Origin of the sequence: Streptomyces durhamensis, from assembly GCF_000725475.1 — a bacterium.
Classification (GTDB): Bacteria; Actinomycetota; Actinomycetes; order Streptomycetales; family Streptomycetaceae; genus Streptomyces; species Streptomyces filipinensis.
This window is the reverse complement of the sequence record NZ_JNXR01000192.1, coordinates 1-289: the sequence shown is the minus strand read 5'-3', so window position 1 is coordinate 289 and position 289 is coordinate 1. Positions and strand designations below refer to the sequence as shown.

At 65.1% G+C, this 289-nt stretch carries 1 protein-coding gene; it reads left to right on the top strand.

All coding sequences use genetic code 11. From position 1 onward, the window contains the following. Window positions 1–289 (top strand): ATP-binding protein (locus tag IO33_RS45455; RefSeq protein WP_037687628.1); only part of this gene is annotated, 289 nt, incomplete at both ends.

Sequence of the window (289 nt, the reverse complement as noted above, 5' to 3'; positions counted from 1 at the left end):
CGAGCTGGAGCTGATGCGCGACAAGCACGACAACGTGGTGGTCGTCTGCTCGATCGAGAACTTCGACCCGATGGGCGTGCACACCGGTGACTCGATCACGGTGGCGCCGTCGATGACGCTGACCGACCGTGAGTACCAGGTCCTGCGCGACATCGGCATCGCGGTGATCCGTGAGGTCGGGGTGGACACGGGTGGCTGCAACATCCAGTTCGCGGTGAACCCCGAGGACGGTCGTGTGATCGTCATCGAGATGAACCCGCGTGTGTCGCGGTCCTCGGCGCTCGCGTCC